This window comes from Sphingobium sp. TB-6 (assembly GCF_012927365.1).
Classification (GTDB): domain Bacteria; phylum Pseudomonadota; class Alphaproteobacteria; order Sphingomonadales; family Sphingomonadaceae; genus Sphingobium.
Window position 1 is genome coordinate 40099 of record NZ_JABBGL010000013.1, and the last position, 26220, is coordinate 66318.

Below are 26220 nucleotides of genomic sequence, written 5' to 3' on the forward strand. Positions count from 1 at the left end.
TGAACCATCATTCGGCTTCGTCGCGCGGCTTGAAATCGAGCGACGCGCTGTTCATGCAATAGCGCAGGCCGTTGACCCCCGGCCCGTCGGGGAAAACATGGCCCAGATGCCCGCCGCAATTCGAACAGCGGACTTCGGTGCGGATCATGCCATGGCTCGTGTCGCGAATTTCATCGACCGCGTCGATATCGACCGGCGCGGTGAAGCTGGGCCATCCCGATCCGCTGTCATATTTTTCTTCCGCGTCGAACAGCTCCGTGCCGCAGCCCGCGCAGAAATAACGGCCATCGGTCTTGTTGCTGTTATATTTGCCGGTGAACGCCCGCTCCGTGCCACCCTCCCGCAGGATATGATATTGTTCGGGGGAAAGGCGCTCGCGCCATTCGGCGTCGGTCAGGTTGAGCTTGTCCATGCGCAGCAATATGGCGATGGCGGGACGTACGATCAAGCGCTTAGGATGCGCGCTGGCCATTGGAGCAATGTAGAGCCTATCGTTCCCGCGCCGCCTGCCGGGCGATGGCGAGCAGTTCGTGGCGGACCATCAGGTCGCCCAGACCCCTGCCCGACCGGCTGGCGCGCTCGGCCTGGGCCAGGCGCTGGATGACGCGGGCGATGCCGGGCGCGTCCCAGATGCGGACCTGGCGGGTGACGACACCCTTTTCCTTCCAGAAAACCGCCTTGCCCGCCATCTCGACCGCGCCCTCCAGCCTTCCGCTATCATCGAAATCGGCGCGGATATTGGCGAGCAGCATGGCGCGGGTGAGCAGCGGACGCAGCACCGCCGCCATCGCCGTCCCGGCCTCGGCCAGGCGCCCCAATTCCCGGTGCATGCCGCGCAGGTCGCCGCCCAGCACGGCATTGACCAAAGGTGCGGCGTCGCTATCGGGATTGTCGGCGGAAAGGGCATCCAGCGCTTCCTCGGTCGCCTCGCGCGGGCGATCGGGCGCGGCGTCGAGATAGAGGATCAGCTTCTCCACCTCCCCCGCCATCAGCGTGCGGTCGCCATTGGTGAGGTCGGCAATGCGGCGGCCCAGATCAGAGGAAAGGCGCAGCCCCCCCTCCCGCGCAATGCCGATGGCGATCTGCTCCGCCTCGCGCGCGTCGGGCTGGTAGGAGACGAAGGCCATCGTCTGCTTATGGTCGAGGGCGAGCTTGAGCAGCTTGGAGGCGGGTTTGAGCGCGCCGGCGATGGCGATGACGGGATTGCCCGCCACCTCCGCCTCCAGCAGCGCGGTCAGCGCGGGGAGCGATTCCTCCCCCATGCCGTTGATGCGAATCCAGCGCTTGTCCCCGAACATGGAGAAGGACGCCGCCTCATCCGCCAGCCGCGCCGGATCGTCGCGCAGCGTGGATCCGTCGAGGTCGATCCGCTCCGCCTCCGGCCCCATGGCGCGCTCCAGCCGCTTGGCGAGCGTAGCGCTGCCCGCTTCATCGGGGCCGTAGAGCAGGAAGAAGCGGCAGTCGGCAGGCGGCGCGTCGAGCGCCTTTTCGATCTGGCCGCGATTGGCCTTCAACGCGGCTTGTCCTGCGAACCATCCCGCGTCGCAAAGCGGGCGAGCCGGGCGACGATCTGGTCGGCAATGGTCTGCGACAGGCGTTCGAGCGCCGTGTCTTCCGCCGCGATGGTCGCATATTCGCTGGAAACCACGTCGATGCCGACATCCGACCCGGCGGTGTCGTCCAATATCTGTGCGCCGGTGGCGTCGTCGATAAGCTGATAGCGGGCGCGCAGGGTCCGCCGCTCGCGGGTGACGGCAGCGTCGGATCGCAGACCGAAGCCGCTGATATTGTCGTCCAGCTTCACCACCAGCTTGTAGCCGGGGCCAGTGCCGCTCATCGCCGCCAGCCGGTCGTTCAGCGCATTGCGCACCAGCCAGCCGCCCTTGCCCTCGATCGGCTGCACCTCGACACGCCCCAGCGCCTGCGCGACTACGCCTTGGCTGCCCCCGCTATAGACGGGGCGGAGGCCGCAGGCGGAGAGGGAAGCGAGGAGGAGCAGCGACAATAAGGGCTTCATGAGCAATCCTATATCCGTTCGCCCTGAGCTTGTCGAAGGGCAAGGCTTCGACTTGCCGAAGGCAAGTTTATCCTGAGCGCCTGCCTTGGCAGGCAGACGAAGGGCTCAGCCCGAACGGCGTTTTCAAACCACCAGATTCACCAGACGGTCCGGCACCACGATCACCTTCTTCGGCGTGGCACCATCCAGCGTCCGCACCACATTGGGCGCGGCGAGAGCCAGCTTTTCCAGCTCATCCTTCGGCGTGCCCTTGGGAACGGTGATGGTGTCGCGCAGCTTGCCCATGACCTGGCAGGCGATGGTGACTTCATCCTCGACCAGCAGCGCCGGATCGACCGGCGGCCAGGCGGCTTCCGCAATCAGACCCTGTTCGCCCATGTCCGCCCAAGCCTCTTCGGCCAGATGCGGGATCATCGGCGCGACCAGCAGCGCCAGCGCCCGGATCGCCGCGCTGCGGCTGGCGGAAGGCTTGGCCTTTTCGACCGCATTGGTGAGTTCGTAGATCTTCGCCACCGCCTTGTTGAAAGACAAAGCTTCGATGTCCTTGGCCACGCCGTCGATGGTCTGGTGCAGCTTGCGGTCGAGAGCCTTGTCCTGGCCCTCTGCGGCCTTGTCGGCTTCCCCGAACAGCCTCCACAGGCGATTGACGAAGCGCCACGAGCCTTCGATCCCCGCCTCGGTCCAGGGCAGGTCGCGCTCCGGCGGGCTGTCGGACAGCATGAACCAGCGCACCGCGTCCGCGCCATATTGGGCGATGATGTCATCGGGATCGACGACATTCTTCTTGGACTTGGACATTTTCTCGACGCGGCCGATCGTGACCGGCGCGCCACCGTCGAGCATCACCACCTTGTCGCCCTGCCGTTCCACATCCTGCGGGGCGAGCCAGGCGCCTTCGGGCGATTTATAGGTTTCGTGCGTCACCATGCCCTGGGTGAAGAGGCCAGTGAACGGCTCGGCAAAGCCGATCTGCCCCATATGCTGGAGTGCGCGGGTCCAGAAGCGCGCATAAAGCAGGTGCAGGATCGCATGTTCCACGCCGCCGATATATTGGCCGACGGGCAGCCATTTCTCGACCGTCTCGCGGTCGAAAGGCTTGTCCTTGGGCTGGCTGGCGAAACGGATGAAATACCAGCTCGAATCCGCGAAAGTGTCCAGCGTGTCGGTTTCGCGCCGCGCCGCCTTGCCGCATTTCGGGCAATCGACATGCTTCCAGCTCGGATGCCGGTCCAGCGGATTGCCGGGAATGTCGAAGCTGACATCCTCCGGCAGCACCAAGGGAAGCTGATCCTTGGGCACGCCCACGACCCCGCAATCCTCGCAATGGATGACCGGGATCGGCGTGCCCCAATAGCGCTGGCGCGAAACGCCCCAGTCGCGCAGGCGGAACACGGTGGTGCCGGTGCCCCAGCCGCCCTGTTCGGCGCGGCGGATCACCTCGCCCTTGGCATCATCGACGCTGAGGCCGTCGAGGAAGTCGGAATTCACCAGCTTGCCGGGGCCGACATAGGCCTCGTCCCCGATCCCCTTTTGCTCATCGCCCTGCGCGGCGACGACGCGCTCGACCGGCAGCATATATTTGCGCGCGAAGTCGAGGTCGCGCTGATCATGGCCCGGAACCGCCATGACGGCACCGGTGCCATAATCCATCAGCACGAAATTCGCCACGAACAGCGGCAGCTTGCGGTCCGTGAAGGGATGGATCACCGACAGGCCGGTATCATAGCCCTTCTTTTCCTGCGTCTCGATCTCGGCTGCGGCGGTGCCGGTCTGGCGGCATTCCTCGGCAAAGGCCGCGAGCGCCCCATCCTTTTCGGCCAGCGCCAGCGCGATCGGATGATCCGCCGCGATCGCCGCGAAGCTGGCCCCGAAAATCGTGTCGGGACGAGTGGAGAAGACCTCCAGATCGCTGATCTCGCCCACCGGCGCGTCCAGCTTGAAGCGGAATTGCAGGCCGACCGACTTGCCGATCCAGTTTTCCTGCATCAACCGCACCTTTTCGGGCCACTGGTCGAGCGTCTTGAGCCCGCTCAGCAGATCGTCCGCGAACTGGGTGATCTTGAGGAACCATTGGGAGAGCTTGCGCTTCTCGACCAGCGCGCCGGAGCGCCAGCCCTTGCCGTCGATCACCTGCTCGTTCGCCAGCACGGTCATGTCGACCGGATCCCAGTTGACCGCCGATTCCTTGCGATAGACCAGGCCCGCTTGCAGCATGTCGAGGAACAGCGCCTGTTCATGGCCGTAATAATCCGGCTCGCAGGTAGCGAGCTCGCGGCTCCAGTCGAGCGCGAAACCGAGCTTCTTGAGCTGCGCCCGCATCGTCGCGATGTTCTCGCGCGTCCAGCTACCCGGATGCACCTTCTTTTCCATCGCGGCATTTTCGGCGGGCATGCCGAAGGCGTCCCAGCCCATCGGGTGCAACACCTCATGCCCGGTCATCCGGCGGAAGCGCGCCAGCACGTCGCCCATCGAATAATTGCGCACATGGCCGATATGGATGCGCCCGGAGGGATAGGGGAACATCTCCAGCACGTAGCTGCGCGGCTTGTCGCTGCTGTCCGACGCCTTGAACGTCTGCTTCTCATCCCAGACGGCCTGCCAGCGGGCATCGGCCTCAAGCGGGTTGAAGCGCCTTTGCATGGGTTAGTCCTCAAAATGCGTTCGGGCCGAGCTTTTGCAAGCCCAGCCCCGTTGTTGAAATAATAGACGGATAAAGGGCTTTAGCCTGCGATCGCCATGCGACGCAGGTCGCGGGCCTTGGTCAGGATGATCTCTTCCAACTTCTGAACGGTCGCGGCCTGCACCGGGGCGTCGACCCACTGCCCATTCTGGCTGATCTGACGGCTGGCGGCGACGCGCAGCGCATCGGCGCGCAGATCCTGATCAAGGATCGAGACGGTCAGCTTCATCCGCTCATTGGGGCTGTTCGGATTGGCGTACCAGTCGGTGACGATGACGCCCCCGTTGGAATCCGTCTGCACCATCGGCATGAAGGACAACGTGTCCAGCGTCGCCCGCCACAGATAGGCGTTGACGCCGATGGTCGTCACCTTCGACGCGGCAAGGTCGGCCTTGGGGCGGTCCTTGGCCCCGCCTCCGCAGGCGGCGAGCGGCAGAAGTGCGGCCAGCAGCAGACCGGCGGAAAGGCGCGAAGAAAGGCGGCGGACCATCATTACTGTCCCATCAAACAAGAAAAACGCCCCGCTTCTATAGAGAAGCCGCGCCAATGGGCAAGGGGGACCGGGGCACCGCATGGCAACAGCCCATCGCGCGGCCGGCAGGAGTCCTGTGTGTTCCGTGCAACAGCTCGGACAAAAAACCGGTAGCGCTCTACCAATTCCAGAGCCTTGCGTATATGAGAGAAGGCAGAAAAGTAGTCGGTGGGGAAGAGATTCGTAACATGCGCCTGAAAAGGGGACATATCGCATTGGCAGGCTCGGCAATCGCCGTGGCCGGCTTCATGCTGTCTCCTGCCATCGGCGCGGCGACCGATCTCGTCCGCATGCGTGCCGAGACGCCGGTATCGTTGGGCGCGCTGGGCAGCATTTCCTCCTTCACCCCGACGACCAAGGATAGCCGCCTGGCCGCAGCCTATGCGAAGATCGCCGCGTCCGCGAGTCGCCAGAATTTCCGTTTCACGCCCACCAGCGGTTCGCTGAGCGGCCAGCGTTCGGTCACGGTCATGGTGCGCGCCGCCGACCTGAATGACCGGGTCGCCGTCAGCCGGACGCTCGATCCGGTGAATATCGCGCCCGTCGCGTTCAGCCTGAACAGCGCGCATAATTGGCGCAAGTTCGCCCTGCCCGAAGCGGTGGGCCGCAAGGAACTGGACCCGGTTTCGGTCGAACCGATCGCGGGCGCCAGGAATTTCTCGCTGGATCAGGGTCGCAAGGATCGCTTCAGCACGAAGGTGCTGATCGAAAGCCGCCGCGAGCCGGTCGCGACGATCCGCAATCCCAGCGCGGAAAAGGATTATTCGCTCGATCTGGCGAGTTCCTATTCGCTGACGCGCAATCTGAACGTTACGGCAGGCGTGCGCTATAATAACAGCTTCGCCGGCCGCCTGACGCCGATGACCGACGACCGCCAGGATGCGCAGGCCGTCTATCTGGGCACGATCTTCAAATTCTAAAACGCGGCCTTTAAAGGGCGACTGCATATTGGCTAGGTGGTTTGCCTGGGTCAGATATTGCCTGTTTTTGACCAATGCAAGCCATTGAGCGGATATGTGTTCCTGCGAAGGCAGGAGCACGATGCGCTTCAAGGAAAGCAGCGCGACGCAGACCGTCCACTCTCCACCCAAAGCCGTCATCATCACCCCTAAACCGACAGGCCGTCGATCGCCGCCCAGCCGGCCGCACCGATTCCCCTCAGCATAGGCCAATGCGCCGCGCGCACCCCACCCAAGGCGATTACCGGACCATTGCCCAACCGCGCCAGAGCCGCGAATCGCACCCGCCCCAATGCCCGCGCACCGACATGCGAGCGCGTCGGGAAAAGCGTAGAGAGAAAGACCAAATCGGCCCTAGCACGCAACGCCGCAACCATTTCCGGCTCGTCATGCGCCGGCATGCTATGAAGCAGCGCCCTTCCCCCGCCCAGCCGATCGCGCCCATGCCAGCCATCGGCACCCCAGCCCCGCGCCTGGCGCGCCGTTCCGCCCAGCATCAGCACTAGCCGCCGCGATCGCGCAATCCGCGCCACCCGGTCGAACAAGGTCCGGCGCTCCGCCTTGGGCGTGCGATAGTGCCGAAATATGACGCCCGCTTCCCCCATCGGCAGTCGCGCGACAGCGGCCAGCAAGGCCGCCTCCCCAACCCGTTCGTCGGTCATCAGCCAGATCGTCGGCAGTTTTTTGCGGTGGCGGCGCTGCATGACCCTAGCCTATAGCAGCCGCCATGACGATCGACAGCATCGAAGCCGCAAACCGGCTGGCCCAAGACCGATTGGCCCATGTGCGCGAAGCCATAGGCCGCGCCGCCCGCCTCACCGGCCGCACCGCCGACGACATCACCCTGATCGCCGTGTCCAAGACGCAAGGCTCCGACGCCATCCGCCCACTGATAGAAGCAGGCCAGCGCGTCTTCGGTGAAAATCGCGTGCAAGAAGCGGAAAGCAAATGGCCGGTCCTGCGGGAAGAGCATCCCGATCTCATCCTGCATCTGGTTGGCCAGCTTCAGTCGAACAAGGCAGGCGATGCGGTTGCGCTGTTCGACGTCATCCATTCGCTCGACCGCCTATCGCTGCTGACCACGCTGGCCAAGGCGATGGACGCGGCGGACAAGCGCGTGCCCTGCTTCCTTCAGGTCAATATCGGCGCGGAACCGCAAAAGGGCGGATGTCCGATCGCCGATGTTCCCGCGCTCATTCGTTCGGCGCGAGACGCCGATATTCCGCTGCTCGGCCTGATGTGCGTGCCACCCGCCGATGTCGAGCCTGCCCCCTTCTTCGCGCTGCTGGCGAAAATGGTGCGGGAAGAAGGGCTGGAACGGCTCTCCATGGGCATGTCGGGGGATTTTGAAACGGCGATCATGCTGGGCGCCACCGATATTCGCGTCGGCACGGCGCTATTTGGCGAGCGCCCTGCCGCTCGCCCGATACCGGGGAGCGGCAGGGGCATGATCAGAAACTCCCGCGCAGGGTGATCCCATAGGTGCGGGGGTCGCCCAGATAGGCCGAGATCAACTGGTTCGCCATCACATTGCCCGGCCGCCCGAACTGACCGATGGTGGACTGATCGGGGCTGCTTGACTGAAGCGGGCTGCTGAAAGCGACCTGGGTATAGTCCTGGTTGAAGATATTTTGGCCCCAGAATTCCACCGCCCAACGCTGCTGCGGCCCACGGATGCCGACGCGGGCGTTGAACACCGCATAGCCATCCTGCCGCTTTTCCGGGAACAGGTCGGACCCGGTGTTGAAGTCGCTGCTCATCCGCCCGTCGACATAGAAGAGCGCCGACAGCCCGCCAGTGCCCAGGCTGGGCGTCCAGGAGGCGCTGACCGTCGTCACCAGCTCCGGCGCTTGCGAGTTGATCGACCCCGGGAGCAGGAACAGCGCCGGATCGAGCGGCACCGCCCCATTGCCACTGCCGACCAGCCGGTTGGCGAATTTGGCGCGCGCATAGGTGAAGCCCCCGGCAAAACGGACGTTGCGCACCGGCGTTGCCGACAGTTCCAGCTCCACGCCCTGGCTGATCAGGCCCGGTCCCACATCCCCGCTGGCGCAGGTCCGCGCCGTCGTCAGCGCGCTGTCGCAACCATTGATGTTCTGGACGACGAAGCTGGTGCCGTTGAAGGTGTTCAACTGGAAATTCTTGAACTCCTGCCGGAAGACAGCGACATTCGCGCTCCATTTGGACCGGGTATATTTCAGGCCGATTTCGAACGCGTCCACCTTCTCCGCCGCAAAGCGCAGACTGGTCACGTCGGCATCGCTGCGCGGCGCGAACACCGCCGGAACCGGGTTCAAACCCGTCGATCCGAGCTGGAAGCGATCGAGATTATAGCCGCCCGCCTTATAGCCCTTCGAATAGCTGCCATAGACCAGCAGTTCGTTGACCGGCTTCCATGACAGGACGGCGGTGCCGGAAAACTGGCCATCGCTGATCTTGTCATTGAGGTTGAGCGCGTTGAGACCCGTCGAGCCGTTGCCAAGGCAGCCCAGCGTCAGGATTCCACCCGCCAATGTGGCCCCGTTCGATCCGACAGGCGCACCGGGAATCTGCCCGGTCGCCAATTCGTAAAGATCATTGAATGGTCCCGGATTGCGCGTCTGAAGCGCTGCGCAGGTGGCATTGTCATTATTGAGATCAGCCGAAAAGCGCTTGGTCTCATGCGTGTAGCGCAGCCCCAGCGTCAGATCGAGCTGCTTGGTCAGATGGACAATGTTGTGGGTGAAAAGTGCCCAATTCTCGCTAGTCTGAAAATAGCGGGAGCTGACGTCACCCACATTGCCGATGCCATACAGCCGATCGAGCGCACCATTGACGAGCGGCGCCAGCGGTCCGAACGAAGCGGTCGCCGCAGCCCGACCGGTCGGCGTGAGGCAGCGCTGCTGTGATGGATCGATGAAGGGAGCAAGTCCACTGGGATTTGCCCCGGCACCGAGCAAAAGCCGACAGGTCGCAAAGGCGCCATAATCCGCGCCGAAACGGATATTATCCTCTAACGTCAGCTTTTCATGCGCGTAATAGCCGCCCACCAGCCAGTCCAGAACATCATTGAAGGCCGACCCCTGCGCCCGCAGCTCCTGGGTGAAGGTTCTGAACTGGCGATAGGTGTTGGGATCACGATAGAGCAGATCGGCCCCGCTATAGTCGTAATCGCCATAATCCTGGCTCTTATAGTCGCGATAGGCGGTGATGCTGGTCAGCTTGGCGCCGCCCAGATCATAATTTATCTCACCTGAGACGCCCCAATCCTTGAGCTTGCTGACATAATTGCGGCCGGGCGTGATGGTGAGGTTGCGGTCATAGGGATCGGCGGCGAAGACGCTGCCCTGCCGCGCCAGAAGCGTTGCTATGCGGTTGGACGACGCGGTGCGGTAGCCCCCGCCCGCCAGCGGCAGCCGCTCGCGCGTCTCGATATAGGCCGCGCCGCAGCAGCTTTCGTCGCGGTTGGTATAATCCCCGATCAGGCGGATGGAGAGCGCGTCATTGGGTTCGAACAACGCCTGCCCGCGCAGGAAATAGCGGTCGCGGTCATTGGTCTCCCCGACCTTGCCGCCGCTGACGTTCACCAGATCGTAGAAGCCGTCGCGCTTCGACCAGACGCCGTCCAGGCTGAGCGCCAACTGATCGGTGACCGGTCCGGTGATGCGGCCCGCCAGACGCCAATAATCATAATTGCCGTAGGTGACTTCAGCTTTGCCCGCGAGCTTGGACTCCGGCGCCTTGCTGATGATGTTGATCAGGCCCGCCGAAGCGTTGCGCCCGAACAACGTGCCCTGCGGCCCGCGCAGCACCTCGACCCGCTCGATCTCGCCCAGTTCGTTGAGGCCCGCGCCGGTGCGCGAGCGATAAACTCCGTCGATGAACACCGCGACCGAACTTTCCAGCCCCGGATTGTCGCCCACCGTGCCGATGCCGCGAATGCGCGCCGACGCATTGGCCTCCGTCCCCGTGGAGGACAGCAGCAGCGAGGGCGCCAACTGGTTGAGAGCGCGGATATCGGTGGCGCCGCTATTCTGCATCGCCTGCGCTGTGACGGCGGACACGGCGATCGGCACGTCGGACAGCGGGCTGGCGCGCCGCGTGGCCGTGACGATGATGTTGACGCTGTCCTGATCGACCGCCGCGCCACCTTCCTGCGCCCATGCGACCGGAACACTGCTGCCCAATGCGACGACACCGGCAGAAATCAGCCAAAGGCTCTTGTTCATGATGATGCTCCCTCTCGTCATCCGCGCGACTTGGGTGCCGCGTCGATATTATCGTCCAACTATGCTGACACGGCAGGACGAAGGCAAGAATAGCCGTGATTTTCTAGGCTCTTGACCGCTCGTCGCAACCGGATTCTCATCCACTGTTGCTTAACGGCGACAGCTTAAATTCCGGTTTCCGTTACGTCCTTTATGCTATGGGAAATCGCAGCAGCCGACCCGCAACCGGCACCAATGCGGTCGCGCCCTCGCCCATTACGCGCCGGATTTCGCCATGACCGGCATCGAGACCCCCTGTCAGCGCCCCCAATGCGGGCAGAATCAATTTGGTGCGCGATCCCACGAAGCAGCGCCGCGACACGTGTCGTCCCCGCACCGAAAGACGGAATTTGGGGTGAAAATGCCCCGATATTTCCGGTTGGAGATCCGCAGGATCAGCCTCATGCCGCAGCCAGATGCCATCGACCTGCATGTCAACGCGCGGTTCTCCGCCCGGCGTGTCGGCCATGCCGACATCGTGATTGCCGGTGATCCAGACCCAGTCGAGCCGGTCCGTCAGCGCCGTCAACCGCGCCCGCGTCCCCTGATCGAGCCGTGCCGCGCCATCGGCATCGTGAAAACTGTCGCCCAGGGACCAGACAGCCCGCGCGCCCGTCCGTTCGACCAGCATCTCGATCATATCCAGCGTCGCCCGGCTGTCATGCGGAGGCAGGAACTGTCCGAAGCGCGCAAACCAACTCGCCTTTTCGAAATGCAGATCGGCCACCAGCAAAGCCGAGCGCGCCGGCCAGAACAGCGCCGCTTCCGGCAATGCCAGAAATTCGTGACCCGCGAACGAAAGGGGAACCATAGGCCGGCTATGCGCCCTTGCCCTCCGGCTTTCAAGAGGGCGGCGAAGCGGCTATGGGCGCTGCCATGGAGTCCGTTTTCACCATCGCCGCGCTTTACCGCTTCGCATCCTTCCCCGATCCGGACGCGATCGCCCGCGATTTGCGCCTGCTTTGTGCGGATCTGGAGACATGCGGCACGCTGATCGTGGCGGGCGAGGGGATTAACGGTACGGTCGCGGGGAGCGAGGCGGCGATTAAGGCGCTGGTGGCGCATATCCGCGCCCTGCCCGGCTGCGCCGATCTCGACGTCAAATATGCCCATAGCGATGAAGCCCCCTTCGCCCGGATGAAGGTGAAGGTGAAGACGGAGATCGTCACCTTGGGCGCGGGCGATCTCGATCCGGCGAACCAGGCGGGCGCCTATCTCGATCCGGCGGACTGGAACGCGCTGATCGCTGATCCCGACACGGTGATCATCGACACGCGCAACGCCTATGAGGTGGCGGTCGGCAGCTTCGAAGGCGCGATCGATCCGGGTACACGCTCCTTCCGCGATTTCCCCGCCTGGTTCGACGATTTTGCCGAAAAGCTGCGCGAAGAGGGCCGTGAACCCCGCATCGCCATGTTCTGCACCGGCGGCATCCGATGCGAGAAATCGACCGCGCTGGTCCGCGCCCGCGGCTTTGACGAGGTCTATCATCTGCGCGGCGGCATCTTGCGCTATCTGGAGGAAATACCCGAAGCGGACAGCCGCTGGCAGGGCGATTGCTATGTCTTCGACGAGCGGGTGGCCGTGGGCCATGGGCTGAAACAGGGCGATTATGTCACCTGCCGCGACTGCGGATTGCCCTATAACCGCACTGCCGCGCATGATTGTCCGGCGGATTCTTCGGGCGCATGGCCGCACAGAAAGCAGGGTTAAGCGGGCGTTTCGACCAGTTCCGCTATCTCGAACGCATAGCTTTTCCAGCCGCGCATCCGGGCACCTTCTTCCACCGCCGTCCGCTTCTTCTTCGCCTCGGCCAGCGAGCGCGCATGACCCCAGAACACCTCCGTCCTGCCATTTTCCAGTATCGCGACGATCCGCCAATAATGGGTGAAGGCGTCCGCCGTCGGCCCGATGGTCTTCACATAGCCGTCCGGCATCGTGGCTGTCAGATAGCGCTTCTTCCTGCCCATGCGTCCTTCAGCCCATGAAGCGATGCAGCGCCGTTCCATAGGCGCGTAACCACGCCCGCGCCGGTCGGGGATCTTCCCCCAAAATCCGCTTGTGCGCCGCATGGAAGGCCGGGCTGTGGTCCATGTGCAGCAGATGCGCCAGTTCATGCGCCACGGTCGCCCGGCGCACCTCGGGCGGGCAGAGGATCAGCCGCCAGCTATAGCGGATCGCACCGCTGGAGGCGCAACTCGCCCAGCGGCTGCGCGGATCGCCAATGCCGACCGACGCCACGATCAGTCCATTATCCCGCGCCATTGCATGGCTTTCGGTTTCCAGCACCGTCTTCGCCCGCGTCTTCAGCCAGCGCAGCACGCGCGGCCCCACCGATTCCGCCGCCCCGCCGAGCAGCAACCGTTCGCCCTCCAGCCGGATCGTGCGGGGGGCGCCTTCGACCCAACAGATGCGCACCTCCCGCCCCTCCAGCGGAAAGACGGCGCCGTCGCAAAGCGTCACTTGCGCCGGTTGCCGCGCCATTTGCGACCGGACCCAGCCCTCATGCTCCTGCGCCCAGCCGAGAGCTTGCTTCAGATTGGCGCGTGTAGGCAGCGAGAGCCGCAACTCCCCCCGCGCATGGTCCAGCGACAGCCGATAGGCCTTGGCCCGCGCCGACCGGCGTATCCGCACCGGAACGGCGACACCGTCGACGACAAGGACGGCGTCAGAGCTCTCTGTCGACAAGATGGTTTTCCCAATCGCCCGCATCGGCCTCGGCAATCGTCCAGCCGCGCACGGACTCCTTCGCCTTATGCACCGCTTCCCGATCGCCGCAGATCAGATAATGCCATTCCGGCAGCGGCTTGCCTTCGCCGCGCAGCCGATAGGCGCAGGTGCGCGGCAGCCAGCCGATCGTCTTCACCTTCGCAGGCGTCAGACGCACGCAATCGGGCACGAAGCGGCGCCGTTCCTTGTAATTGGTGCATTGTCCGCTGTGCCGGTCGAGCAACCGGCAAGCGACATTGGTGGGGTAGATTCGCCCCGTATCTTCATCCTCAGCCTTGTGCAGGCAGCATTTGCCGCAACCGTCGCACAGGGCTTCCCATTCGGCGCGGTCCAGCTTGTCGAGGGGCTTTTCCCAGAAGTCCAACCGTCACTTCACCCATTTTTCGAGGAAGGCGATCACCTTGCCGGGATCGCCCTCATCAGCGTCCGGCGTCCCCGGATCGTCCACCGGCACCAAAGCGACCGGCGCGCCATCGGTCCCGAAAAGATAGGGCGTCCGGCTGTGGCTGACCAGATAGCCGCTCGCGCCCTTCGCCTCTTCCTTATTGTAGAGCACAACGAAATCCTTGGCCACCTTGGCGATCTCGTCCGGCGTGCCGGTCAGGCCGATCAGCCGGGGGTGGAAGGCCGCGACATAGGTTTTGAGGACCGGAGGCGTATCCCGTTCCGGATCGACGCTGATGAAGATCGGCTGGAGCTTCGCGGCAAGGGCCGGTTGGTCCTTCTCGAACTTGGCAAAGCCCTGCATGATCCGTTGCAGGTCGATGGGACAGACATCGGGGCAATAGGTGTAGCCGAAATAGACCAGCCGGTATTTGCCCTTGAAATCCTCCCAGCGGACTTTTTTCCCATCCTGGTCGGTCAGGGTGAAGGGCGCGCCGATGCTCGCCCCATGCAGATCGCCCTGGGCGCTCTCCTCACCGCTTGATGCATTGCCTCCTGTCCCCATATTACAGGCTGCCAGCAGGGCGGTCAGCGGCAGGGCGAGCGAAATCAGCGCTTTGTTCATGGCGCCGCCAGCCATGCCCTGCTATGGCCCGATTTGCAAATCCCAACGGGGCTATGGACAAAATGACAGGACGTTTTCCGGCTTGGATGGGCGTTGGCCGTGCCGCCGCTCTGGCCTTGGCGCTGCTGTCGCCGGTCGCGGCGCAGGCGCAGTTTTCGGACAATTACAACTTTCTGAAGGCGGTCAAGGATGCCGATGGGCAGAAGGTGACCGACCTGATCCAGAAGCCCGGCTCCACCGTCATCAACAGCCGGGACGTGACCACGGGCGACACCGCGCTGCATCTGGTCGTCGCCCGGCGCGACAATACATGGCTGACTTTCCTGCTCGCCAAGGGTGCGAACCCGAACCTGACCGACAACAACGGCAACACGCCGCTGATGGACGCGGTGCAGGCCCGGTTCGAGGAAGGCGCGCGCAGCCTGCTCACCTATAATGCGCTGGTGGACAAGGCCAATGGCAGCGGTGAAACGCCGCTGATCCGGGCGGTGCAACTGCGCGATCTCGGGCTGGTCCGGTTGCTGGTGGCGCAGGGGGCCAATCCCGACAAGCGCGATACGATCGCCGGCATGTCGGCGCGGGACTATGCGCAGCGCGATGGCCGCACACCGGGGCTGGTGGAAGCGCTGAACGCGGCGAAGACGACGGCTGCGCCCAAGGGGCCGGTTCAGGGGCCGGTATTCTGATTTTGGCTAATAGGGAACGTTGATAATATCGTCATTCCAGCGAAAGCTGGGATCTCAGGCGATAGTGCACGACCTGGCCTCACGAGATCCCAGCTTTCGCTGGGATGACGGAAATGATGTCCGCCTTCCCATCCATCTCCGCCCAAGTCATACTACCATCCCAGTTCCGCCGCATGGTCCGGGTCGGCCAGCGCTGTCAGCCGTCGCGCTGCCCGCCGGGCGAAGCGCAGAGTCTCCGCCTTGCGCCGCGCCGCCGCCAGCGGTTCCATCGGCGCCGGGCGGACCAGTTCGGCATCATATTGATCCGCGACGATCAGTCCGGTCCGTCCGGGCCACAGCGCCTCACTCTCGAACAACGACAGGTCGAATCCCGACGGCACCGCCCAGAAATAGCGGTCGCAATAGTCGAAATAATCCGGCCATTTCATGTCGCCCAACAGGTCGGCGCGACTGCATTTGATCTCCACGATGGTGATCCGCCCCGCCCCATCCAGCGCCATGATATCGGCGCGACGGCCATTGGGCAGCGGTACTTCCAATATGCCGCTCATATCGTGCCGGAAGAACAGGCGCAACGTGCCCCGCGCCACGGCCAGCGCCGTGCCGTCAGTCAGGGGCGAGCAACTGTCGGAAAAGTCGGATTCCATGCACCCCTTTTAGAACAGGACGGGAACAAAAAGAAAGGACCGATTCAGGCATCGCCCGAACCGGCCCTCTTCACCCCCTTCGCGCCCGGCGCGAAAGCGTGTCAGCGATAGAAGATATGATTGTCGATCGCGGCGAGCTGGCGCTTGCCCCAGCCCGGCGAAACGCGGCGGGCATGGAAAAACAGCGCGCCCTCGGCCTTGCTGTCCCAGCTATCGTCCATCGCGATCTGGGCGATGGCGACCGCTTCGCGCCAGCTTTCGCTGCCCATGCGGATCGACGGCATGCCGCGGCCGCGCACAAAGCTGAACTGGCCCGGCTGGTAGACGACGCCGCACAGGCTGTCGGCAAAGCGGCCGGACTTGGCGCGGTTGATGATGACGCGGGCAACGGCCAACTGGCCTTCCAGGCTTTCGCCCTTGGATTCGAAATAAACGGCGCCGGCCAGGCACTTCATATCGCCTGCAACATCCTCGGCCACGCCTTGCGCGTTCACGAGGGCGGCGAGATTGTCTGCCTTCACATCGTCGCTGTCGGAAAGAGGAGCCAGCGACTGCGCGACTTCGCGCGGCGCGGCAAAAGTGACGGCGGGCTTCACGCCGGCCGGAGCTGCATTGAGCTCATTGCTCCCCGGAAGGGAGAGAACCGACGGAGCCGCTTCGGAAGCGCTCGACATGTCGGCTGTGGTCAACGCCGCAGTGGCGGACAGGGAAAATGCCGCGACGATCGCAGCCCTTAGACGAAAACTCATTACAGCTCAAAATCGTGCGGTTCTTGGCCGAGGACGTCAAAACCCCAAAACACCGACGTCCGGCCGCCCCCCGTCTGCGTGTTTACCGCATCCGCCCCCCATGGACGAAAACCGGCAACCTGCGCGTTGAAGCGTCGGAGGCCTGTGCCCGCGCACGGGAAATGAGTCAACGATCAACAGATCGTTTCAGCGGCGAACCGTTCCACATCCGCGATATCAAGCTCCACAACCCACAGATCGGGGTCCGACCTCAGGCGACGCTCCAAATATTGCGCCATAGCCTCGGCGCCCTTTTCCGGGTCCGGGCCACATCGGGTCAGGCTATAGCCGCCCGCAAAGTCAGAAACGCGCTCGAACAAGCCTAGTTCCCGCCCTTTTTCAAGCGCTTGAATCAGAATCACGCCGCTGATCGCATCGCCCTTGACCAATATCGTGGCAAAGCCGCCCGCCGCTGCGCTGCGCCGCACCAGAACGCCGACCAGCATCGCGCTGGTCAGCCGGGCGTCGGTGGGTCGATCAGGCGGCATAGCCCGGCAGCGAAGACAGCGGGAATTGCGACCGCATGAAGGTGCCGGTGCCGCGCCCAACCTCCTCACCCTCCGTATCGATCAGGCTCGCTTCGGCAACATAGACGCGCCGCTTGCCGCTGATCCACCGCCCTTCGGCGCGGATGCGGCCGGGTCCGATCGGTCGGGTGAACAACAGGTTGAAGCTGGTCGTCAGCAGAAAACGGTCGCTGACCAGACTGTTCGCGGCGTAAAAGGCCGCATCGTCCAGCATCTTGAAATAGACCGTGCCATGTATCGCGCCGGCTGCATGAAACTGGCTCTCATCCACATCGAAATGGATGACCGACCGGCCTTCTTCCGGGATCGTCAGTTCCGACTGGAACAACCGGTTGATCGGCGCGGAGCGATAGAGATTCTCCAACGCCCGGAAATGCGCCGCCTCTCCGCTGGGCGACACGCCAGTACCAGGCCCGGAATCAGGCAGCGTCACGCGCCTCGCCACCGGCGAGCAGGGCATGGAGCGCCGCGGTCGACTTGGCGCCGCGCAGGCGGGCGACCTGCCCCTCATCGCGCAGATAGCGCGAAACGCGGGCTAGGGTCTTCAGATGCTCGGCCCCGGAATCGACCGGCGAGAGCAGCGCGAAGACGATGTCCACCGGCGCTTCGTCCACCGCGTCGAACGACACCGCCGGATCGAGCAGGACGACCACGCCGCACATCTTCTGCAGGTCGGGAATCTTGGCATGGGGAATTGCGACGCCGCCACCAAAACCGGTGGACCCGAGCTTTTCGCGCTCCAGCAGCGCCTCGGCCACCAGATCGGCGTTCAAGCCATAGGCCGCTGCCGCCAACACGGCGATCTTCTGAAACAACTGCTTCTTGCCATTCACCGAAAGGCCTGTGCCCAATGCATCCGGTGCGACGATATCGTTGAAATGAACCATGCCGAATCCCAGCCGAGCCGCGCCCAGCTTCGGAAAAATGACGCAATGCCCGGATCTTTAAAGTCCGGCCCCATAGGCCGCCAGCCGATCAAGGTCAACCGGCGGCCAAGGGAACGATATCAGCCCAGGCGCGGTTCCACCCAGCCGATGGTCCCGTCATGCCGGCGATAGACCATGTTATAGGCGGCCGTCCCGGCATTGACGAACAGCAGGGCGTTCGTATTGCGCAGGTCCAGCATCATGACTGCGTCGGACACGCTGGCTTCGGGAATGTCGACGCGAGTTTCCGCCACGATCAGTGGAGCTTCGGCCGGTTCCTCTTCATCGGCCAAGGAAGCGAAAATCGTATAGCCCGCCCCGTCCAGTCCATCGGGACCAAAACCGTTGGTCCGGCTGGCTTCGGCGGCGGCGGCCTGCGCGCTGCGGTCCTTCAGGCGGCGCAGATAGCGGCGCAACTGCTTTTCGATCCGCTCGGCGGCCTGTTCGAAGGCCGGATGTGCCTCCTGCGCCTCGCCCGCTCCTTTCAGGATCAGGCCGGTCATGACATGGCAGACGATGTCGCAATGGAAGGCGCCGTGCGGAGCCGGCCGGAATGTCACCTGGGCGGAAAGCGCGCGGGAAAAATATTTCTCGGCCATGGCCTCCAGACGGGTCCAGACATGCTCCTTGAGCGCGTCACCCGTATCGACCTGATGCCCGGAAACACGAATATCCATATGCCTTCTCCTTATTCTTGCCGAACCGCCCGGGATGGCGATCCGGTTGGCATGGAGGCTTGAAGGCAGTGCATCCCGGAAGAGGGACGGCTGTAATCAGGCCTCCTCAAGCCAGAGCGGCTTGTCCAGCGTCGCGACGAACGCTGCATGCCTCTCCAGCTCCTCCGCGCTGGCCGCAAAGACGCGCGCGGGGCGTACAGGGCGAACCGCTACTTTCGCCGCAAGTTCCATATTTACAACGAGTTTCTCTTCCTCCTGTGCAAGACCAAGGCCGATCTGACGGCCGCCGGTCAGTTCGATGTAAAGCTGGGCCAGCAATTCGGCGTCGAGCAAGGCGCCATGCTTGATGCGATGGCTGCGGTCGATACCGTAGCGGGTGCAGAGCGCGTCCAGGCTGTGCTTGGCGCCGGGGTGGAGTTGGCGGGCGATGGCGACGGTGTCGATCATCCGCTCCATCGACACTTCGGGCAGGCCGCAAAGCTTGAGTTCATGATTGAGGAAGCCGAAGTCGAAGCGCGCATTATGCGCGACCAGATGGCTGTCCTCCAGAAAGGCCAGCAATTCCTGGACACCGTGCGAAAACACCGGCTTGTCCCTCAGAAAACCGTCCGACAGCCCGTGCACGGCCTCCGCCGCTGCGGGCATAGACCGCTGCGGATTATAATAAGCATGGAAGGTACGGCCCGTGGGCACCCGATTGAAGAGCTCAATACATCCGATTTCGACCAGACGATCGCCTGAGGCAGGGTCGAAGCCAGTCGTTTCGGTGTCGAAAATAATCTCGCGCATCGCCCTCTTCAACGACTCTGGCCGGCCAATCTCACCGGACCCCTCTTATCGGCCTGTCTTCGCACCAAGGCAAGCGACCAAGCGGCGTACCTGAAAACGTGTCTCAGCGAAGGTCGTCCCTGTGTGAATGATATAGTCAGCCCGCCGCCGCTTTTCAGCATCGGGTGTTTGCAGATGGACAATCCGGCGGAATTTTGCAGCGGTCATGCCGGGCCGGGCCAGGACTCGCTTGCGCTGCTTCCAGGCGGGGGCAGTGACCACGATGACGCCTGCCAGCCTGCGATAGCCATGGGTCTCGAACAGCAGCGGAATATCCAGCACGACGAATTTTCGCGACCGATGCCGACGCAGAAAGGCCTTACGGCTCTGTTGCACGGCAGGATGAACGATCGCTTCCAACGCCTTCAGCTCATGAGCATGGCCAAAGACTGCCGCGCCCAGTTTCGCCCGGTCGACGCCCTTGGAGCCCGTCGTGCCGGGAAAACGCGCCTCTATCGCGGGCAGCAGCGCCCCGCCCGGCCCTTGCAAGCGGTGCACCTCGGCATCGGCATCGAACAAAGGCACGCCCTCGCGCCGCAACATGGCGGCCACGGCCGATTTGCCCATGCCGATGGAGCCGGTGAGGCCGTAGATCTTCATGGACGTCAGGCAGCGAGCAGCAAGGCGCGCAATTCCTCGTCCCGCTCGCGCGGCGCCTCGGCATCGAAGAAGATGTCGAAGGCCAGTGCCGCCTGCCCGATCAGCATTTCCAGCCCATCGAGGGTCTTGAGACCCCTCGCCCGCGCCGTCTTGAGCAATTGCGTCTCCAGCGGCGCATAGACGATATCATAAACGGTCGCGTCGTCAGCCAGGGGTTTGAGGTCCAGATCCAGCAGCGGTTGCCCCACCATGCCAAGCGAGCTGGTGTTGACCAGCAGGTCGGCCCTGGGTAGCGCATCCGCCATGCCGATTACCCGGCCCTTGACCCCTGCGCGGTCGAGCAACGCCTGCCCTCGCCCCGCATCACGCGCCATGACCGTGATGTCGGGCACGCCCAGACTCGTCAGCGCGAACAATATCGCCCGCGCCGCACCCCCCGCGCCGACCAGCACCGCGCTCTGCCCCTTCCACTTGTCGCGCAGCAGCGGCTGGAGGAATCCGCCCGCATCGGTATTGGTGCCGATCAACGGTCCGCCCGTTTCGCTGGCGATGGTGTTCATCGCCCCGATCCGTTCGCGTACGCCGCCCGGATCGTCGGTATAGTCCATCACCGCGATCTTGTGCGGAATCGTGACATTGCAACCCAGCCAATCGGGATCGGCCCGCCGCGCCAGGAAATAGGCGGACAGCCCCTCGCTGGTCACATGGGTCTTCTTATATTCCGCCTCGATACCCAACGCATCGAGCCAGAAATTATGGATCAGCGGTGATTTGCTGTGCGCGATCGGATCACCGATCACTTCGGCATAAGGGAGCTTGTCGGTCATGACGCCAGAACGCCCCGGACGCGCAGAAAGTCAAGCAAAGGCAGCAGGGGCAGGCCTTGAATCGCGAATTGGCTGCCTTCGACCTTCGCAAAAAGCTGTGCGCCCGGACCCTCGATCCGATAGCAGCCGACGCACCAACGGCAATGCTCCCAATCGCCGTCGAGATAGGAGGTGATGAAAGCCTCCGACAAGGGCCGCACAGTCATCCGCACCCGCTCGATATGCCGCCAGATCGGCTCGCCATTAAGCGCGATCACCGCCGCGCTGTGCAGATGATGCACCCGGCCAGAGAACAACTTCAATATGCGCTCGGCATCGGTACGGTCGAGCGCCTTGTCGATCATCGTGCCCTCGTCCAGGCTCAGGGTCTGGTCGCAGCCCAGCACCAGCCCGCCCGGCACCCGCCGCGACACGCGGAGCGCCTTCAGCTCCGCCAGCGCATCGGCCAGTTGCCGGGCATCCAGACCGTCGGCGCGCAGGGCTTCTTTGGCCGCTTCCTCGTCGACGCCGGGCGACAGCGCCTCGAACGGCACCTGCGCCGCTTCCAGCAGCGCCCGGCGGCTCGCGCTTTGCGATGCCAGCACGATCATGGTCTCATGCTCCTTCCGCCAGCACGCGGTCGTTGAACAGGTTGATGATGGCGGCTGCCGCTTCCTCGATCGACCGGCGGGTCATATCGATCACCGGCCAGCCATTATCCGCGAACATGCGCCGGGCGAAGGCCAGTTCCTCCTGCACCTTTTCCAGATTGACATAGCTGGTTTCCGGCGCCTGGTTCAAGGAAAGCAGCCGGTTGCGGCGGATCTGCACCAGCCGCTCCGGACTGACGGTCAGCCCCACCACCATCGGATGCTTCAGCGAATAGAGGGTGCGCGGTGGCGGCGACTGGATTACCAGAGGAATATTGGCGGTTTTATACCCGCGATTGGCAAGATAGATGGAGGTCGGCGTCTTGGAGGCGCGGGAAACACCGGCGAGGACGATATCGGCCTCCTCCCAATTTTCATGGCCGACGCCGTCATCATGGGCGATGGTGAATTGGATCGCCTCGATCCGCGCGAAATAGGCTTCGTCGAGAATATGTTTGCGGCCCGGCCGGTTGCGGGTTTCCTGCCCCAATATGTTGGACAGCGCATCGGTCACGCTGTCAAGCGCGGCCACATGCGGCAGGCCGAGCGCCCGGCAGCGCGTCTCCAGCCGCCGACGAAGCTGGTGGTTGGACAGGGTGAATAGCACCAGGCCGGGATTAGCGGCGATCTCCTCCATGATCCGATCAAGATGGACATCGGAGCGCACCATCGGCCAGAAATGGCGCACCGCCTCGACATTTTCGAACGCGCCGATCGCCGCCTTGGCGATGTTTTCCAGCGTTTCGCCGGTCGAGTCCGAAAGCAGATGGAGATGAATGCGCGACATTTCTGGTTTCTCTTTGGGGCGCGAATATCTCTGTGGGCAGGCTGTGGATAAAGCAAGGGATAGGTTGCGGGCAAAATCAGGCGCTTATCGCCCTCCTCGATTCCGGAAATCTTGTCCACAGCCCGCCAACAGATTGAAATTTATACCCACAGCCTGTGGATAACGGGGATAAGCGGACTGACTCGGACCGGAATCGGCGGCACCCAGGAGTCAAGTTGTTGGCAAATCCGGGCACAGCGCATAAACCCCGCTGCCAACCGCCCAACTATCTCCATCATCCTTTTTGAATCTAAATATAAGAGAGTATATGACGGGATCTGATGCCGGCCTTTCGAACAGGCCATCCGCCAAGCCATTGCTTTCGGTCCTGAAAGGGGCGTGCCCTGATGTGCCGCCCATGTGGCTGATGCGGCAGGCGGGCCGTTATCTCCCCGAATATCGTGCATTGCGGGCGGAAAAGGGCGGATTCCTCGAACTGGTCTATGATAGCGGGGCGGCGGCGGAAGTGACCCTGCAGCCCTTGCGCCGTTTCGCTTTCGACGGCGCGATCCTGTTTTCCGACATTTTGATCGTGCCCTATGCCATGGGGCAGGATCTTTGGTTCGAGGCCGGGGAAGGCCCGCGTCTGGCGCCCATCCTGGCCGAGACGGAGTTGTCGGCCCTCAAACCCGATTTCAGCCGTTATGAGGCGGTCTATGAGACGGTCCGGCAGGTCAGGGCCGCGCTGGACCCAGAAGTGACCTTCCTGGGCTTCGCAGGCAGCCCCTGGACCATCGCCACCTATATGGTCGCGGGTCAGGGCAGCAAGGATCAGGGCGCGGCCCGCCGTCTTGCCTATCAGCAGCCCGAAAAATTCGGTGCGCTCATCGATGCGCTCATCGATGCGACGGTTATCTATCTCTCCGGCCAGATCGAGGCCGGGGTGGAGGCGGTCCAGCTTTTTGACAGTTGGGCGGGCAGCCTTGCCCCGCTGGAGTTCGAGCGCTGGGTGATTCAGCCAAATAAGAGGATCATGGAGAAGTTGAAGGCGATCCACCCAGAGATTCCGGTCATCGGCTTTCCCAAGGGCGCAGGCGCGAAGCTGGTCGATTATGCGGTCGGGACCGGAGTCGATGCAATCGGCGTCGATGAAACGGTCGATCCGCATTGGGCCGATCGTGAACTGCCGGAGGGACTGCCGGTGCAGGGGAATCTCGATCCGCTGGCGCTGATCGCCGGCGGCAAGGCAGTGGAAGAGGCGGTCGACAATATCCGCGCAGCCTTTGCCGGGCGGCCACATATCTTCAACCTGGGCCATGGGATTCTCCCCGATACGCCTATTGATCATGTCGAAGCGCTGATCCGCCATGTGCGCCAGAATCGGACGCAGCCGGAGAGTCGATGATGCCTTATCTGGGAGCAGCCTATTTGTGGGTCAAAGCCGCGCATGTCATCTTCGTCATCTTCCTGATGGCGGGGCTGTTCATGATGCCGCGTTTCTTCGTCTATCACCAGCAATGCCCGGTGGGGTCCGAAGAGGACAGGAAGTGGATCGACCGGGAACGGCGGCTGCTCAAGATCATCCTCAACCCGTCGCTGGTTCTGGTCTGGGTCTTCGGTCTCATGCTGATGGTGGAGATCGGCGCCTGGCATTTTGGCTGGTTCCACCTGAAGCTGCTCTTCGTGCTGGGCCTGTCGGGCTATCATGGCTGGATCGCGGGCTATACGAAGAAGCTCGCCAGGGGGCTGCGCCCGTTGACGGAGAAGCAATTGCGGTTGCTGAACGAGGTTCCGGGAATCGCTGCCGCAGTGATCGTGATTGCGGTGATCGTGAAGCCGTTTTGATAAAGCCGTCATCCCAGCGAAAGCTGGGATCTCAGGCGATGGGGCACAGAATAGCCTCACGAGATCCCAGCTTTCGCTGGGATGACGGAATTTAAATCGGATCGACCGCGATATTATCGATCAGCCGCGTCTTTCCGAGCTTCGCCGCGCCCAGCAGCCGCGCTGGGCGGTCCAGCACGGTCATTGGCTCCAGCGTCACCGCATCGCACAGCGTCACATAGTCGATCGGATCAAAGCCGTGCGTGGCCAGCATCGCGATCGCCTTGGCGATGGCAGCCTCGACGGTCGCGCCCTTTTCCATCTGCCGCGCCGCTTCACCCAAAGCGCGGGGCAGAGCGAGCGCGTCCTTGCGCTCCTCCTCGGTCAGATAGGCATTACGGGAAGAGAGCGCCAATCCATCCTCGGCCCGCTGGGTCGGCACGCCGATAATCTCGATCGGCACATCCAGATCGCGCACCATCTGCCGGATCACGGCGAGCTGCTGATAATCCTTCTCTCCAAACAGCGCGACATCCGGCCGGACTTGATTGAACAGCTTCGTCACCACCGTCGCCACGCCGTCGAAATGCCCCGGCCGCGCCGCGCCATCCAGCCCTTCGGTCACGCCCGACACGGAGATGTTGGTGGCATAGCCCGCCGGATACATGACATCGACCGTCGGCGCCCAGAGCATATCGACTCCGGCCGCCTGCAACATCTGCGCGTCCTTGGCTTCGCGCCGTGGATAGGCGTCCAGATCCTCGTTCACGCCGAATTGGCGCGGGTTGACGAAGATCGACACGACTACATGCCCGGCATGGCGCCGCGCTTCCTCCACCAGCGCCATATGCCCGTCATGCAGCGCGCCCATGGTGGGCACCAGCGCCAACGGTTTTCCGTCGCTTTTCAGCGCTTCGATGGCGGTTCTGAGCGAAGCGAGATCACGGAGGATTTGCACGACGGGAGTGGCTCCGATAAGGGCATCAACAGGGGTACATCCTGCTAAGGCATGGCCGGTTCAAACGGTCAACCGACAATGCGACAATCAACGGGGTTATCAAGGTCCGATGGCGAACGCCCAAACGCACCATATCGTCTTCGCCAATGAGAAAGGCGGAACCGGCAAGTCCACGACAGCCGTGCATACGGCCATCGCGCTGACGGTATTGGGTCATCGCGTCGGCATGATCGACCTCGATCCGCGCCAGCGCACCATCACCCGCTATATGGAAAACCGCGCCGATACCGCGCGCCGTCGCGGCATCGACCTGCCGACTCCGGACTTTGCCGTGTTCAAGGGCGACAATGTCCAGGCGCTGGAGGAACAAGCCGCCGCCATGGCCGAGGGCAAGGATTTCCTGGTCATCGATACCCCCGGCCGCGACGATGATTATGCCCGCCACATGGCCGCTCGCGCCAATACGCTGGTGACGCCGATGAACGACAGCTTCGTCGATTTCGACCTGATTGGTCAGGTGGACGCCGAAACCTTCAAGGTGAAGCGGCTCTCCTTCTATTCCGAACTGATTTTCGAGGCACGCAAGACCCGCGCCAAGGCCGATGGCGTGACCATCGACTGGGTGGTGCTGCGCAACCGCGTCCAGCATCATGACGCCCGCAACAAGAAGCGTGTGGGCGATGCGCTGATGGAACTCTCCCGCCGCGTCGGATTCCGCGTGATTCCGGGTCTTTCCGAACGTGTGGTCTTCCGCGAACTCTTCCCCTCGGGGCTTACCTTGCTCGACAAGGGGCATCTGGGCGAACTGGGCGTCAGCCATATCGCCGCGCGGCAGGAACTGCGCGAGATGGTGTCCGGCCTTGCCCTTCCCTCACGCGATGAGGTCGCTCCGCTGGATCTGCTCGGCGCGGCCTGATGGGTCTGCTTGCCCTGCTTTTGATCGGGCTTGCGGCCTGGCTGATCTGGACGGGACGACTGCAAAGCATGAGCGCGAAGGATGGCATGGCATTGGGTGCCGCTCTGGTCGGCGCGGTGATGGCGGCGAAGGGTAAGCCGTTGATCGGCGCGCCGCTGCTGGTCGGCGCGACCCTGTTCTTCTTCGCCAGGAGCCGGCCGGGCAAGACGAAGGGCACGCCCGCCCCGCAACCCGCTTCGCCTCAGGCGGTGATCGATGCACGCAAGCTGCTGGGCATCGGGCCGGATGCCGACGCCCGCGCCATTCGCTCGGCACATCGCCGCCTCATCGCCTCGGTTCATCCGGACAAGGGTGGCACGGAAGCGCTCGCTGCCCAGATCAACGCGGCGCGCGACCTTCTGATCAGGGACATGGCCCAGCGCGACTGAAACCAAGGGAGAGCATGCC

Annotated in this window: 32 protein-coding genes; 8 read left to right on the plus strand and 24 right to left on the minus strand. The window is 63.4% G+C overall.

The annotated features are described in order from the left end of the window. Positions 1 to 7: 7 nt before the first annotated feature. The 5 genes from msrB to HHL26_RS16915 form a co-directional block, all read right to left on the minus strand. Positions 8 to 412, minus strand: coding sequence for a peptide-methionine (R)-S-oxide reductase MsrB (gene msrB, locus HHL26_RS16895; protein ID WP_066561197.1), 405 nt, complete (start codon positions 410 to 412; stop codon positions 8 to 10). Positions 413 to 488: 76 nt separating this feature from the next. After that, positions 489 to 1514, minus strand: a complete 1026-nt coding sequence (holA, locus tag HHL26_RS16900) for a DNA polymerase III subunit delta (RefSeq protein WP_066552769.1) — start codon at positions 1512 to 1514, stop codon at positions 489 to 491. Continuing rightward, positions 1511 to 2017 (minus strand): LPS assembly lipoprotein LptE, encoded by a 507-nt coding sequence (gene lptE / locus HHL26_RS16905; protein WP_066552767.1) that lies wholly within the window; start codon positions 2015 to 2017, stop codon positions 1511 to 1513. The genes holA and lptE overlap by 4 nt, the downstream gene beginning before the upstream one ends. 123 nt (positions 2018 to 2140) lie before the next feature. Continuing rightward, positions 2141 to 4657: a leucine--tRNA ligase gene (leuS, locus tag HHL26_RS16910; protein WP_066552765.1), complete on the minus strand. Its 2517-nt coding sequence runs from the start codon at positions 4655 to 4657 to the stop codon at positions 2141 to 2143. A gap of 80 nt (positions 4658 to 4737) precedes the next feature. Further along, positions 4738 to 5187, minus strand: a complete 450-nt coding sequence (locus HHL26_RS16915; protein WP_066561195.1) for a DUF3576 domain-containing protein — start codon at positions 5185 to 5187, stop codon at positions 4738 to 4740. A gap of 230 nt (positions 5188 to 5417) precedes the next feature. Between HHL26_RS16915 and HHL26_RS16920 the strand changes: the two genes are divergently transcribed. After that, the gene (locus HHL26_RS16920; RefSeq protein WP_066552762.1) at positions 5418 to 6149 is read left to right on the plus strand and encodes a hypothetical protein; all 732 of its coding nucleotides are present in this window, start codon (positions 5418 to 5420) and stop codon (positions 6147 to 6149) included. Between the two features lie 188 nt (positions 6150 to 6337). On the opposite strand, the gene HHL26_RS16925 is transcribed toward HHL26_RS16920, so the two are convergent. Further along, positions 6338 to 6892 carry a thiamine phosphate synthase gene (locus HHL26_RS16925; protein ID WP_066552760.1) on the minus strand — a complete coding sequence of 185 codons (555 nt, stop codon included), beginning with the start codon at positions 6890 to 6892 and terminating at the stop codon, positions 6338 to 6340. A gap of 23 nt (positions 6893 to 6915) precedes the next feature. Here HHL26_RS16925 and HHL26_RS16930 point away from each other — a divergent pair, with 23 nt between their 5' ends. Beyond that, positions 6916 to 7662, plus strand: a complete 747-nt coding sequence (locus HHL26_RS16930; RefSeq protein WP_066552757.1) for a YggS family pyridoxal phosphate-dependent enzyme — start codon at positions 6916 to 6918, stop codon at positions 7660 to 7662. On the opposite strand, the gene HHL26_RS16935 is transcribed toward HHL26_RS16930, so the two are convergent. Together HHL26_RS16935 and pdeM are read right to left on the minus strand one after the other, a co-directional pair. Further along, positions 7640 to 10396: a TonB-dependent receptor gene (locus tag HHL26_RS16935; protein ID WP_066552754.1), complete on the minus strand. Its 2757-nt coding sequence runs from the start codon at positions 10394 to 10396 to the stop codon at positions 7640 to 7642. The two genes, HHL26_RS16930 and HHL26_RS16935, sit on opposite strands and share 23 nt — an antisense overlap. 190 nt (positions 10397 to 10586) lie before the next feature. Then, on the minus strand, positions 10587 to 11246 hold the full coding sequence (pdeM, locus tag HHL26_RS16940; RefSeq protein WP_066552751.1) for a ligase-associated DNA damage response endonuclease PdeM: 660 nt from the start codon (positions 11244 to 11246) through the stop codon (positions 10587 to 10589). A 53-nt stretch (positions 11247 to 11299) separates the two neighbouring features. Here pdeM and HHL26_RS16945 point away from each other — a divergent pair, with 53 nt between their 5' ends. After that, the gene (locus tag HHL26_RS16945; protein WP_066552748.1) at positions 11300 to 12148 is read left to right on the plus strand and encodes a rhodanese-related sulfurtransferase; all 849 of its coding nucleotides are present in this window, start codon (positions 11300 to 11302) and stop codon (positions 12146 to 12148) included. Here HHL26_RS16945 and HHL26_RS16950 read toward each other — a convergent pair. Genes HHL26_RS16950 through HHL26_RS16965 form a run of 4 tightly spaced genes read right to left on the minus strand, consistent with a single transcriptional unit; the run spans position 12145 to position 14189 of the window. Then, a complete protein-coding gene (locus tag HHL26_RS16950; RefSeq protein WP_066552739.1) occupies positions 12145 to 12405 on the minus strand; it encodes a hypothetical protein in 261 nt (86 codons plus the stop codon). The two genes, HHL26_RS16945 and HHL26_RS16950, sit on opposite strands and share 4 nt — an antisense overlap. Before the next feature lie 7 nt (positions 12406 to 12412). Next, positions 12413 to 13123, minus strand: a complete 711-nt coding sequence (locus HHL26_RS16955) for a SprT family zinc-dependent metalloprotease (protein WP_066552736.1) — start codon at positions 13121 to 13123, stop codon at positions 12413 to 12415. Further along, positions 13104 to 13529, minus strand: a complete 426-nt coding sequence (locus HHL26_RS16960; RefSeq protein WP_066552733.1) for a YcgN family cysteine cluster protein — start codon at positions 13527 to 13529, stop codon at positions 13104 to 13106. The genes HHL26_RS16955 and HHL26_RS16960 overlap by 20 nt, the downstream gene beginning before the upstream one ends. 3 nt (positions 13530 to 13532) lie before the next feature. Continuing rightward, the gene (locus tag HHL26_RS16965; RefSeq protein WP_197672735.1) at positions 13533 to 14189 is read right to left on the minus strand and encodes an SCO family protein; all 657 of its coding nucleotides are present in this window, start codon (positions 14187 to 14189) and stop codon (positions 13533 to 13535) included. A gap of 47 nt (positions 14190 to 14236) precedes the next feature. On the opposite strand from HHL26_RS16965, the gene HHL26_RS16970 reads away from it, so the two are divergent. Beyond that, positions 14237 to 14860, plus strand: coding sequence for an ankyrin repeat domain-containing protein (locus HHL26_RS16970; protein ID WP_237229858.1), 624 nt, complete (start codon positions 14237 to 14239; stop codon positions 14858 to 14860). A gap of 152 nt (positions 14861 to 15012) precedes the next feature. On the opposite strand, the gene HHL26_RS16975 is transcribed toward HHL26_RS16970, so the two are convergent. From HHL26_RS16975 to HHL26_RS17025, 11 genes are all read right to left on the minus strand, one after another. Next, positions 15013 to 15507 (minus strand): MmcB family DNA repair protein, encoded by a 495-nt coding sequence (locus HHL26_RS16975; RefSeq protein WP_066552727.1) that lies wholly within the window; start codon positions 15505 to 15507, stop codon positions 15013 to 15015. 101 nt (positions 15508 to 15608) lie between these two features. Next, positions 15609 to 16256 carry a cell wall hydrolase gene (locus HHL26_RS16980; RefSeq protein WP_066552725.1) on the minus strand — a complete coding sequence of 216 codons (648 nt, stop codon included), beginning with the start codon at positions 16254 to 16256 and terminating at the stop codon, positions 15609 to 15611. Positions 16257 to 16429: 173 nt separating this feature from the next. Further along, complete coding sequence (locus HHL26_RS16985) at positions 16430 to 16741, minus strand: DUF1491 family protein (protein WP_087575998.1); 312 nt, start codon at positions 16739 to 16741, stop codon at positions 16430 to 16432. A 31-nt stretch (positions 16742 to 16772) separates the two neighbouring features. Then, positions 16773 to 17282, minus strand: coding sequence for a PaaI family thioesterase (locus HHL26_RS16990; protein ID WP_066552715.1), 510 nt, complete (start codon positions 17280 to 17282; stop codon positions 16773 to 16775). Further along, positions 17242 to 17709 carry a PTS sugar transporter subunit IIA gene (locus HHL26_RS16995; protein WP_066552713.1) on the minus strand — a complete coding sequence of 156 codons (468 nt, stop codon included), beginning with the start codon at positions 17707 to 17709 and terminating at the stop codon, positions 17242 to 17244. The genes HHL26_RS16990 and HHL26_RS16995 overlap by 41 nt, the downstream gene beginning before the upstream one ends. A gap of 119 nt (positions 17710 to 17828) precedes the next feature. Further along, positions 17829 to 18425, minus strand: coding sequence for a ribosome-associated translation inhibitor RaiA (gene raiA, locus HHL26_RS17000; RefSeq protein ID WP_066552710.1), 597 nt, complete (start codon positions 18423 to 18425; stop codon positions 17829 to 17831). A gap of 96 nt (positions 18426 to 18521) precedes the next feature. Beyond that, positions 18522 to 19214, minus strand: coding sequence for a DNA polymerase III subunit epsilon (gene dnaQ, locus HHL26_RS17005; protein ID WP_066552707.1), 693 nt, complete (start codon positions 19212 to 19214; stop codon positions 18522 to 18524). 45 nt (positions 19215 to 19259) lie between these two features. Next, positions 19260 to 19853 carry a dephospho-CoA kinase gene (coaE, locus tag HHL26_RS17010; RefSeq protein WP_066552704.1) on the minus strand — a complete coding sequence of 198 codons (594 nt, stop codon included), beginning with the start codon at positions 19851 to 19853 and terminating at the stop codon, positions 19260 to 19262. Between the two features lie 5 nt (positions 19854 to 19858). Further along, positions 19859 to 20680: a shikimate dehydrogenase gene (aroE, locus tag HHL26_RS17015; protein WP_066552702.1), complete on the minus strand. Its 822-nt coding sequence runs from the start codon at positions 20678 to 20680 to the stop codon at positions 19859 to 19861. Further along, positions 20677 to 21270 (minus strand): nucleoside triphosphate pyrophosphatase, encoded by a 594-nt coding sequence (locus tag HHL26_RS17020; protein WP_066552700.1) that lies wholly within the window; start codon positions 21268 to 21270, stop codon positions 20677 to 20679. The genes aroE and HHL26_RS17020 overlap by 4 nt, the downstream gene beginning before the upstream one ends. A gap of 4 nt (positions 21271 to 21274) precedes the next feature. Next, positions 21275 to 22096, minus strand: coding sequence for a pyruvate, water dikinase regulatory protein (locus HHL26_RS17025; RefSeq protein ID WP_066552696.1), 822 nt, complete (start codon positions 22094 to 22096; stop codon positions 21275 to 21277). A 307-nt stretch (positions 22097 to 22403) separates the two neighbouring features. Between HHL26_RS17025 and hemE the strand changes: the two genes are divergently transcribed. Both hemE and HHL26_RS17035 read left to right on the plus strand, forming a co-directional pair. Continuing rightward, entirely contained in the window at positions 22404 to 23480 is a 1077-nt protein-coding gene (gene hemE, locus HHL26_RS17030; RefSeq protein WP_066561187.1) for a uroporphyrinogen decarboxylase, read from the plus strand. Beyond that, positions 23480 to 23920, plus strand: a complete 441-nt coding sequence (locus tag HHL26_RS17035) for a CopD family protein (protein WP_066562102.1) — start codon at positions 23480 to 23482, stop codon at positions 23918 to 23920. Before hemE ends, HHL26_RS17035 begins: the two co-directional genes overlap by 1 nt. 91 nt (positions 23921 to 24011) lie before the next feature. Here HHL26_RS17035 and panC read toward each other — a convergent pair whose 3' ends face one another. Continuing rightward, complete coding sequence (gene panC / locus HHL26_RS17040; protein ID WP_066561184.1) at positions 24012 to 24857, minus strand: pantoate--beta-alanine ligase; 846 nt, start codon at positions 24855 to 24857, stop codon at positions 24012 to 24014. A 109-nt stretch (positions 24858 to 24966) separates the two neighbouring features. Here panC and HHL26_RS17045 point away from each other — a divergent pair, with 109 nt between their 5' ends. Continuing rightward, positions 24967 to 25773 (plus strand): division plane positioning ATPase MipZ, encoded by an 807-nt coding sequence (locus tag HHL26_RS17045; RefSeq protein ID WP_066561181.1) that lies wholly within the window; start codon positions 24967 to 24969, stop codon positions 25771 to 25773. Beyond that, positions 25773 to 26201, plus strand: coding sequence for a DnaJ domain-containing protein (locus HHL26_RS17050; RefSeq protein WP_066561179.1), 429 nt, complete (start codon positions 25773 to 25775; stop codon positions 26199 to 26201). The genes HHL26_RS17045 and HHL26_RS17050 overlap by 1 nt, the downstream gene beginning before the upstream one ends. The last annotated feature ends 19 nt before the right edge of the window (positions 26202 to 26220 follow it).

Coding starts and splice junctions, on each gene's coding strand:
- msrB (WP_066561197.1), bottom strand. CDS start 412: ATGGACAAGCTCAACCTGACCGACGCCGAATGGCGCGAGCGCCTTTCC.
- lptE (WP_066552767.1), bottom strand. CDS start 2,017: ATGAAGCCCTTATTGTCGCTGCTCCTCCTCGCTTCCCTCTCCGCCTGC.
- leuS (WP_066552765.1), bottom strand. CDS start 4,657: ATGCAAAGGCGCTTCAACCCGCTTGAGGCCGATGCCCGCTGGCAGGCC.
- HHL26_RS16915 (WP_066561195.1), bottom strand. CDS start 5,187: ATGGTCCGCCGCCTTTCTTCGCGCCTTTCCGCCGGTCTGCTGCTGGCC.
- HHL26_RS16920 (WP_066552762.1), top strand. CDS start 5,418: ATGCGCCTGAAAAGGGGACATATCGCATTGGCAGGCTCGGCAATCGCC.
- HHL26_RS16925 (WP_066552760.1), bottom strand. CDS start 6,892: ATGCAGCGCCGCCACCGCAAAAAACTGCCGACGATCTGGCTGATGACC.
- HHL26_RS16930 (WP_066552757.1), top strand. CDS start 6,916: ATGACGATCGACAGCATCGAAGCCGCAAACCGGCTGGCCCAAGACCGA.
- HHL26_RS16935 (WP_066552754.1), bottom strand. CDS start 10,396: ATGAACAAGAGCCTTTGGCTGATTTCTGCCGGTGTCGTCGCATTGGGC.
- pdeM (WP_066552751.1), bottom strand. CDS start 11,246: ATGGTTCCCCTTTCGTTCGCGGGTCACGAATTTCTGGCATTGCCGGAA.
- HHL26_RS16945 (WP_066552748.1), top strand. CDS start 11,300: ATGGGCGCTGCCATGGAGTCCGTTTTCACCATCGCCGCGCTTTACCGC.
- HHL26_RS16950 (WP_066552739.1), bottom strand. CDS start 12,405: ATGGGCAGGAAGAAGCGCTATCTGACAGCCACGATGCCGGACGGCTAT.
- HHL26_RS16965 (WP_197672735.1), bottom strand. CDS start 14,189: ATGGCTGGCGGCGCCATGAACAAAGCGCTGATTTCGCTCGCCCTGCCG.
- HHL26_RS16970 (WP_237229858.1), top strand. CDS start 14,237: ATGACAGGACGTTTTCCGGCTTGGATGGGCGTTGGCCGTGCCGCCGCT.
- HHL26_RS16975 (WP_066552727.1), bottom strand. CDS start 15,507: ATGGAATCCGACTTTTCCGACAGTTGCTCGCCCCTGACTGACGGCACG.
- HHL26_RS16980 (WP_066552725.1), bottom strand. CDS start 16,256: ATGAGTTTTCGTCTAAGGGCTGCGATCGTCGCGGCATTTTCCCTGTCC.
- HHL26_RS16985 (WP_087575998.1), bottom strand. CDS start 16,741: ATGCTGGTCGGCGTTCTGGTGCGGCGCAGCGCAGCGGCGGGCGGCTTT.
- HHL26_RS16990 (WP_066552715.1), bottom strand. CDS start 17,282: ATGCCCTGCTCGCCGGTGGCGAGGCGCGTGACGCTGCCTGATTCCGGG.
- HHL26_RS16995 (WP_066552713.1), bottom strand. CDS start 17,709: ATGGTTCATTTCAACGATATCGTCGCACCGGATGCATTGGGCACAGGC.
- raiA (WP_066552710.1), bottom strand. CDS start 18,425: ATGGATATTCGTGTTTCCGGGCATCAGGTCGATACGGGTGACGCGCTC.
- dnaQ (WP_066552707.1), bottom strand. CDS start 19,214: ATGCGCGAGATTATTTTCGACACCGAAACGACTGGCTTCGACCCTGCC.
- coaE (WP_066552704.1), bottom strand. CDS start 19,853: ATGAAGATCTACGGCCTCACCGGCTCCATCGGCATGGGCAAATCGGCC.
- aroE (WP_066552702.1), bottom strand. CDS start 20,680: ATGACCGACAAGCTCCCTTATGCCGAAGTGATCGGTGATCCGATCGCG.
- HHL26_RS17020 (WP_066552700.1), bottom strand. CDS start 21,270: ATGATCGTGCTGGCATCGCAAAGCGCGAGCCGCCGGGCGCTGCTGGAA.
- HHL26_RS17025 (WP_066552696.1), bottom strand. CDS start 22,096: ATGTCGCGCATTCATCTCCATCTGCTTTCGGACTCGACCGGCGAAACG.
- hemE (WP_066561187.1), top strand. CDS start 22,404: ATGACGGGATCTGATGCCGGCCTTTCGAACAGGCCATCCGCCAAGCCA.
- HHL26_RS17035 (WP_066562102.1), top strand. CDS start 23,480: ATGCCTTATCTGGGAGCAGCCTATTTGTGGGTCAAAGCCGCGCATGTC.
- HHL26_RS17045 (WP_066561181.1), top strand. CDS start 24,967: ATGGCGAACGCCCAAACGCACCATATCGTCTTCGCCAATGAGAAAGGC.
- HHL26_RS17050 (WP_066561179.1), top strand. CDS start 25,773: ATGGGTCTGCTTGCCCTGCTTTTGATCGGGCTTGCGGCCTGGCTGATC.